The organism is Pseudemcibacter sp., assembly GCF_965661635.1.
GTDB lineage: Bacteria > Pseudomonadota > Alphaproteobacteria > Sphingomonadales > Emcibacteraceae > Pseudemcibacter.
The window spans coordinates 1-7,297 of record NZ_CBFIEP010000123.1 but is presented as its reverse complement, the minus strand read 5'-3'; the positions used below and the strand labels follow the sequence as shown (position 1 = coordinate 7,297).

At 42.0% G+C, this 7,297-nt stretch carries 6 protein-coding genes and 1 tRNA gene; 2 read left to right on the top strand and 5 right to left on the bottom strand.

Features of this window, described 5'->3' with window-relative positions; translation table 11 throughout:
- Nucleotides 1–173: 173 nt before the first annotated feature.
- Nucleotides 174–1,856 carry a formate--tetrahydrofolate ligase gene (locus tag ACTF6W_RS08140; RefSeq protein WP_438994044.1) on the bottom strand — a complete coding sequence of 561 codons (1,683 nt, stop codon included), beginning with the start codon at nt 1,854–1,856 and terminating at the stop codon, nt 174–176.
- Nucleotides 1,846–3,435 carry an amidase gene (locus ACTF6W_RS08135; protein WP_438994043.1) on the bottom strand — a complete coding sequence of 530 codons (1,590 nt, stop codon included), beginning with the start codon at nt 3,433–3,435 and terminating at the stop codon, nt 1,846–1,848. The genes ACTF6W_RS08140 and ACTF6W_RS08135 overlap by 11 nt, the downstream gene beginning before the upstream one ends.
- Nucleotides 3,436–3,537: 102 nt before the next feature.
- Between ACTF6W_RS08135 and ACTF6W_RS08130 the strand changes: the two genes are divergently transcribed.
- Both ACTF6W_RS08130 and ACTF6W_RS08125 read left to right on the top strand, forming a co-directional pair.
- On the top strand, nt 3,538–4,713 hold the full coding sequence (locus ACTF6W_RS08130) for an aminotransferase class V-fold PLP-dependent enzyme (protein WP_438994042.1): 1,176 nt from the start codon (nt 3,538–3,540) through the stop codon (nt 4,711–4,713).
- A gap of 47 nt (nt 4,714–4,760) precedes the next feature.
- Nucleotides 4,761–5,189: a BLUF domain-containing protein gene (locus tag ACTF6W_RS08125; protein WP_438994041.1), complete on the top strand. Its 429-nt coding sequence runs from the start codon at nt 4,761–4,763 to the stop codon at nt 5,187–5,189.
- A gap of 5 nt (nt 5,190–5,194) precedes the next feature.
- Here the strand turns inward: ACTF6W_RS08125 and ACTF6W_RS08120 are convergent, their stop codons facing one another.
- The 3 genes from ACTF6W_RS08120 to recJ all read right to left on the bottom strand — a co-directional run.
- Nucleotides 5,195–5,434, bottom strand: coding sequence for a hypothetical protein (locus ACTF6W_RS08120; RefSeq protein ID WP_438994040.1), 240 nt, complete (start codon nt 5,432–5,434; stop codon nt 5,195–5,197).
- A gap of 177 nt (nt 5,435–5,611) precedes the next feature.
- Nucleotides 5,612–5,686: transfer RNA gene (locus ACTF6W_RS08115), tRNA-Glu, on the bottom strand.
- A 111-nt stretch (nt 5,687–5,797) separates the two neighbouring features.
- Nucleotides 5,798–7,297: single-stranded-DNA-specific exonuclease RecJ (recJ, locus tag ACTF6W_RS08110; RefSeq protein WP_438994039.1), on the bottom strand; the 1,500-nt coding region annotated here is incomplete at its 5' end.

Below are 7,297 nucleotides of genomic sequence, written 5' to 3'. Positions count from 1 at the left end.
GGCAATGTCGACGACATAATCATCGCCACGCTTAATAAAATGACACCTATATTTTTAAATATGCTTTTCATCGGATGATGGTTTTCCCTATAAATCATTACTGTAATAACATATCATTTTCATCTTACCTATTTTAAAGATGAATTCAATGATGAATAGGGATTTAATCTAACCTAGAACAACCCTTGTACCAGACCATTCTCATCAATTTCAATGGCTTCGGCTGCGGGAACTCTAGGTAATCCTGGCATGGTCATAATGGCGCCACATACAACAAGAATAAACTCTGCTCCTGATGAAATCCGCACTTCTCGGATTGGAACCCCATACCCGGATGGCGCACCTTTTAACGCTGGATCGGTGGAAAAGCTATACTGCGTTTTCGCCATACATACCGGCAAATGACCGAAGCCATCCTTTTCAAAATCTTTTAATTGATTTCTAATTTTTTGATCGGCAAAGACTTCATCGGCACGGTAAATTTCTTTTGCGATGACCTCAATTTTAGTCATTAATTTTAAATGATCCGGATAAAGAACATTAAAGTCAGATTTACTCTCATTAATGGTATCAACAACCGCTTGCGCAAGATTGGCACTGCCTTCACTACCTAATCCCCAATGATAACTTTCTACCGCTTTAATACCTACGGCGGCGCAGGCATCTACCACTGCTGCTATTTCCGCATTAGTATCTGTGGGGAAACGGTTAATACCTACGACGGCTTCAACGCCGTATTTTCTAATATTTTCAGCGTGACGTTCAAGATTTGCCAAACCTTTTTTAACGGCTGAAACATTTTCCGTTCCTAAATCATCTTTACCCACGCCACCATGCATTTTTAAGGCACGAACCGTCGCAACAAGCACAACAGCATCAGGGTTCAAACCTGCTTTGCGGCATTTAATATCAAAGAATTTTTCGGCGCCTAAATCTGCACCAAATCCAGCTTCCGTTACCACGTAATCAGCCATCTTAAGAGCGGCTTTTGTCGCCATAACCGTATTACAACCATGGGCAATATTGGCAAACGGACCGCCATGTATGAACGCTGGATTATGTTCCAGTGTTTGAACCAGATTAGGTTGAAGCGCATCTTTTAACAATACGGTCATTGGTCCATCTGCTTTAACTTCGCGGGCATAAATCGTTTTTCTATCACGTGTTTGACCGATAGTGATGCCGCCAAGGCGACGACGAAGATCATCAAGCCCACTGGCCAAGCAGAAAATGGCCATTACTTCGGACGCAGGAGTAATATCAAAGCCACCTTCACGCGTGAAACCATTTGCCACACCACCAAGTGAAGTTGCAATATCACGCAAACTGCGATCATTCATGTCCATCACACGGCGCCACGTAATTCGGCGATTATCAAGTTGGGTGGAGTTTCCCCAATAATTATGATTATCAATCATCGCCGCAAGCAAGTTATTTGCCGATGTAATCGCGTGAAAATCACCCGTAAAATGAAGATTAATATCTTCCATAGGGATAACTTGCGCGTACCCACCACCTGCTGCACCACCCTTCATTCCGAAGCATGGTCCTAAGGAAGGTTCACGAATACAAATCATTGCTTTTTTACCGATCCGATTTAACCCGTCACCGAGCCCCACTGTCGTTGTGGTTTTACCTTCACCTGCGGGTGTCGGTGTAATGGCTGTAACAAGAATGAGTTTACCGTCCGGCATGCCCGAAAGACTTTCAATATAATCGAGGCTTACTTTTGCCTTATCATCTCCGTATCTAATCAATGCATCTTCAGGGATATCAATTTTTGCGGCAATGTCGGCAATTGGTTTTGCCGTTGCTTCACGGGCGATTTCAATATCGCTTTTATATTCAGTGACCATTTTTAGTAACTTTCGCAAATTGTGTTGGTTTTTCTATTTCCGGGAAACGCCTTGGCGGTTTCCTGTGCATTGTGTTTTGTTCATATGAATAGGCAACGGCGAATAATAAATCTTCGCTATAATCTCTACCAAGAATTTGAAGCCCTGCCGGAAGGTTTCCATATGTAAAGCCCATGGGAATACTAACTGCAGGTAGTCCGGTTGCTGGGGCAATAATTTGACTATTATCGCCTTTATAATCTTCGTCAGCGCGCGCTAATGTGGCTGGTGGGTTTGTCCAGCTCGGATAAATGATAACATCGACATTGTGATTATCCATTGAGGTCACAACATCATGTTTAAATACATTGCGTCCTGCGTGATTTGGAAATTCCATACATGGTGGTGTGCGATCATTTGGATGAACGTCAAGGGGACCATCACCAAAATATTCAAGCCCGCCTTTAACATCAGGTGAAAATTGGCCACTTTCCATAACTTCCATGACGTCCTTAATTGGCGCATCCGCCCCTAATGATTTTAAATAAACATACATATCATACCTAAAGCGACTGCAGCTATTATTGGCTTCACGGTGTGTGGAAAAATTATCAATTTCAAAAGGGTCAACAATAATTGCGCCTGCCGATTTCAAATCCTCAACCGCTTGAATAAAAAGTGCCGTAATCGCTGGATCCGCATCTTCGGTAAAAACAAGTGATCTTAATATGCCTATTCGTTTTCCTTTTAATGCATCTTTATCCAGATAGTCGGTATAATCTTTTTTACGTTTTCCCTTACCCAATTCAGTCATCGGATCCTTTGGATCATACCCTGCCACTACATTGAATAGCTTGGCAGCGTCACGTACAGTTCGGGCCATAGGTCCAGCAATATCATGGTCGCCAATAAGCGGAATAACACCGTCACGGCTGGTTAAACCCATCGTTGAACGAATACCAAACAACGCCAAATGTGACGATGGGCCACGAATACTATTCCCCGTATCAGATCCCATCCCCGCCACACCGAAACTTGCAGCAGTGCCTGATGCTGTACCACCGCTAGAGCCTGCGGGCACGCGGGATAAGTCATAAGCATTTGCCGTCGTTCCATAAGAAGAACTTTTGGTTTTTCGAGGGCTAAACGCCCATTCCGCCATATTAGTTTTTGCAATTACAATAGCATCGGCGTCGCGTAACTTTTTAACCATAAACGCATCGTCAGGTGGATAGTTTTCTTTTAAAGCAATTGATCCGCCCGTGGTCGGCAAATCATGAGTATCATAATTATCCTTAACCAAAATAGGCGCACAGAATAGTGACCCTAATTCATCACCCTTTTTAAGACGTTCATCTATCGCGTCCGCTTTTGAGAGCGCCCCTCGATTTATAACGGTGATGGCATTTAATTTTGTATCTTCGTCAAAATAATTTATGCGATCAATATAACCGGAAACGATTTCACGACAGGTCATTTTACCTGACTTCAAAGCATCGTGAATATCATCAATTGTCGCTTCAACAAATTGGAAGTTTTGAGCAAAACAAAAAGTTATACTCAACACATAAAATAATAAAACTAGTAAAGACTTATACAAGGTTATGTCCTTTTGTTTTTTTATCATGCTAACTCAATTTATCTGATTGAGGAAGTAGATTTTTTATGTTCTATTATCTTCTCGTTTTAGAAAGATAAAGACATGTCATTTGATAAAGAAAAAATTTACGGCGATACACCCGGCAAACAAAAAGTCATCCATTTTAACAATGCTGGCGCATCCCTAGTGACGCAAACGGTTCTTGATACTCAAAAAGATTATCTTGATTTAGAAGCGGATATCGGCGGATATGAAGCCCTTGCTATGTCTCAAGACAAATTAGAAAATGTATATAAATCCGTTGCCAAAATGATAAATGCTACTCCAGAGGAGATTGCAATCGTTGAAAATGCCACCGTTGGCTGGGCCATGGGGTTTTACGCCATCGATTTTAAACCGGGCGACCGAATTCTTACGGTTGAAGCTGAATATGTATCCAATTTCATTGCCTACCTTCATATGGAAAAGGAAAAGGGCGTATCGGTTGAGGTAATCCCGAGCGATGAAAATGGCAATCTTGATTTGAAGCTTCTTGAATATATGATTGATGAAAATGTAAAGCTCATTTCCGCCACACATGTTCCAACCAATAGTGGCCTAGTGAATATGGTGAGCGATTTGGGGAAGATTGCGAAAAAGCATGATATTTTATTCCTCGTTGATGCCTGTCAATCAGTTGGACAAATGCCCATCGATGTGGAAGCAATCGGTTGTGATATGCTATCGGCAACAAGCCGCAAATATTTACGAGGCCCCCGCGGCGTTGGGTTTCTTTACGTCAAGAAATCTATCATTGAAGAATTACACCCGCCAATAGTCGATCTTAGAAGTGCGAAATGGTTAAGTCCGACCGTTTATGAACTTCGAAATGATGCTAAACGATTTGAAAATTGGGAAAATAATTGTGCTGCTATTCTTGGGTTTGGCGCGGCCGTTGATTACGCGCTTGAAGTTGGGCTTGAAAATATCAAAGAACGCAATGATGAGCTCGCTGGCTATTTGAGAGATAAATTAAATTCAATTAGTGGCGTAAATATCCATGCAATTAGTGATCATCAATGTGCCATAACCACTTTTCATGTTGATGGCCATGACGCCGTAGATATCGTCAATAAACTTAGAGAAAACGGCATAAACACTAGTCTTTCCGAGCCGAGCAGCACGTTGCTTGACGCGAGAAAAAATAAGCTCCCCAATATGGTTAGAGCATCAATTCATTATTATAATGACGAGACAGAAATTGATCGCTTCATTGAAACGCTTACTAAAATGATCTAGTCTACTTTTTCAAAGGTCATTAGTTATATAAAAAAACGGCGTTTATATTGAAATTAATTGCTTACTATTCTAGCCAAAACAACTCTTTTAATAATGAACAATTAAAAGAGATTGTAAATATTGCTGTGAAGCGAAATAAAGAAAATAACATCACTGGCATGCTGTTATATGCTAATAGATGTTTTTTTCAGATCATCGAAGGTCCTAGCGAAGCCATAGACAGTCTATACGAAATCATACAGCATGATGACAGGCATAACACGATCACAAAAGTACTCGATCAAGAAATCACTGGGCGTGCATTCGCCGATTGGTCAATGGGCGCGCTTAAACTTGATCCGACAATGTCAGAAAACAATCAAGTATTTGAATTATCAAATCAGGTGCTTGAAAATAAAGTAATTACACCATCTCATGAAATTCTAAAAATTTTAGCGCAAACCTTTTACCAATCCGCGGGGCTTTCACTTAATTAAATGAATTAATTTGGCCAAGTGTCGTCGTTTCTTGGGCCACTACAAAGTTTGTTATCAACATATTCACGCGTATTTATATTACGGCAACTATAAACGGTGTTTCCATCGCTATCTGTAAAACCATCCCACGCATAATTAGTCACAACACCTGTTACACCATCTGCTCTACCGCTATTTGTTCCCGTTTCACATCCGGTTGCAACCAAAGCTAAAACGAGAATTAGGATAAAAGTATAAAATTTCATGGTTCATCACCTTTAAAAATTAAGATATTTCATAAAAACCAGTTTATATATTCTTGTCAACAAAAGTGGTGTTACAGTTTCATGAAGATTTCTTATATATGGATTTCTCCCATAAAAAAAGCGCCTCGGGCGATTGCCGTTGGCGCTTTTTTTAGTACCGAACTTCTTTAGAAGAAGTGGTGACCCCTACGGGAATCGAACCCGTGTTTCAGCCGTGAAAGGGCCGCGTCCTAACCGCTAGACGAAGGGGCCATCTATATCTGTGTGGGTGGTTTCTAACCCTTCACGTCCATTCGGTCAATAGCTTTTTTGTAATATAGATGACTTTTTTTAAAAATGCCCTAAATTCCTGAGTTATCCAGACTATTCAGATGCATCATCAATAAATATTTCCGCGCTTGTGCGGCCATTCCATGTGTTATTTCTAATGGTTCCCGCGATTTTTATACTTTTCCCACGAGAATCCAGTAAAAGCCGCCCTAGAGGCTTATCAGCGGAGCGAAACGCCATGGCTTTGACGGTGCAGCCATCGCCGCCTTTGAAAGAGCATTTCACATGATCTTTACCGACCACATCTACATAGCTTACAAATGCATCAGAAAATGCAAAACGCGGCCCTGCATTACCCTGCCCGAAAGGTCCAATTTGATCAAGCATATGAACCAAGTCGGGTTTTACCGCCGATAAAGATAATACGCCATCAAGTTTTAAGGATAATGACTTCACGGCGTCATCAACATTTATTCTTAATCTATCCGTTAGGAATTCATTCAAAGCGTCAATTTGTTCACCGCGCATGCTCAGTCCCGCCGCCATTGCATGACCGCCACCCGCCGTTAAAATTTCCGCTTGTCTAGCGGCCGTAATCGCCGAACCAAGGTCAACACCGGTAATTGACCGCCCTGACCCTTTGGCGTCGCCATTTTCATCAATCGCTATGATGATTGTTGGTCTTCCAAAATGTTCCTTAAGCCGTCCTGCGACAATGCCGATCACGCCAGGATGCCAACCATGACCAGATGCGATGATGATCGGTGGCACAATACCGCCTGGGCCAATTTTTTGACTGACTTGGTCCATTGCATCTTCAAGCACCATTGCTTCAATGGCTTGGCGTTCCGCATTATAAGTATTAAGTTCTGAGGAAATTTTTACGGCTTCTTCTTCATCATCGGTACTTAATAAAATTGTTCCTGCTTCCGATCTTCCGACACGTCCACCGGCATTAACCCGTGGACCAAGAAGAAATCCTGCATGATAAGTTCCAGGCGTTTCTGAAATACCCGCCACATCACTAAGCGCTTTTAAACCCACATTGCCGCGGGTAGCCATAATTTTAAGTCCCTGCGAAACTAGAGCGCGATTAATACCGACAAGTGGCACGACGTCACAAATTGTGCCAAGCGCTACCAAGTCCAGCCATTCAATGATATTAGGCTCTTTAATGCTTTGTTCTTTATACCATCCACGATTTCTAAGCTCACGATTTATGCCGACGATGGTGATGAAACTGACACCGATAGCGGCAAGCTGACCATACCCCTGCTCTTCATCCAATCGATTGGGGTTAACCACAGCGACCGCGTCCGGCAGTCTTGCTTCCGCCTGATGATGATCAACGACAATGACATCAAGTCCCGCACCATGAGCCGCAGACAACGGATCGAATGATACGATGCCACAATCAACGGTAATGACCAATTTATGACCCGCAGCTTTTAATTCTAATAAGGCTTTGGTATTGGGGCCGTAACCTTCTGACATTCGATCAGGGATATAGGCCGTTATATCTTGATTGATAGATTTAAAAAATCTTTTGAATATTGCTGATGAAGTTGCCCCATCAACATCATAATCACCAAA

Coding starts and splice junctions, on each gene's coding strand:
- ACTF6W_RS08130 (WP_438994042.1), top strand. CDS start 3,538: ATGTCATTTGATAAAGAAAAAATTTACGGCGATACACCCGGCAAACAA.
- ACTF6W_RS08140 (WP_438994044.1), bottom strand. CDS start 1,856: ATGGTCACTGAATATAAAAGCGATATTGAAATCGCCCGTGAAGCAACG.
- ACTF6W_RS08120 (WP_438994040.1), bottom strand. CDS start 5,434: ATGAAATTTTATACTTTTATCCTAATTCTCGTTTTAGCTTTGGTTGCA.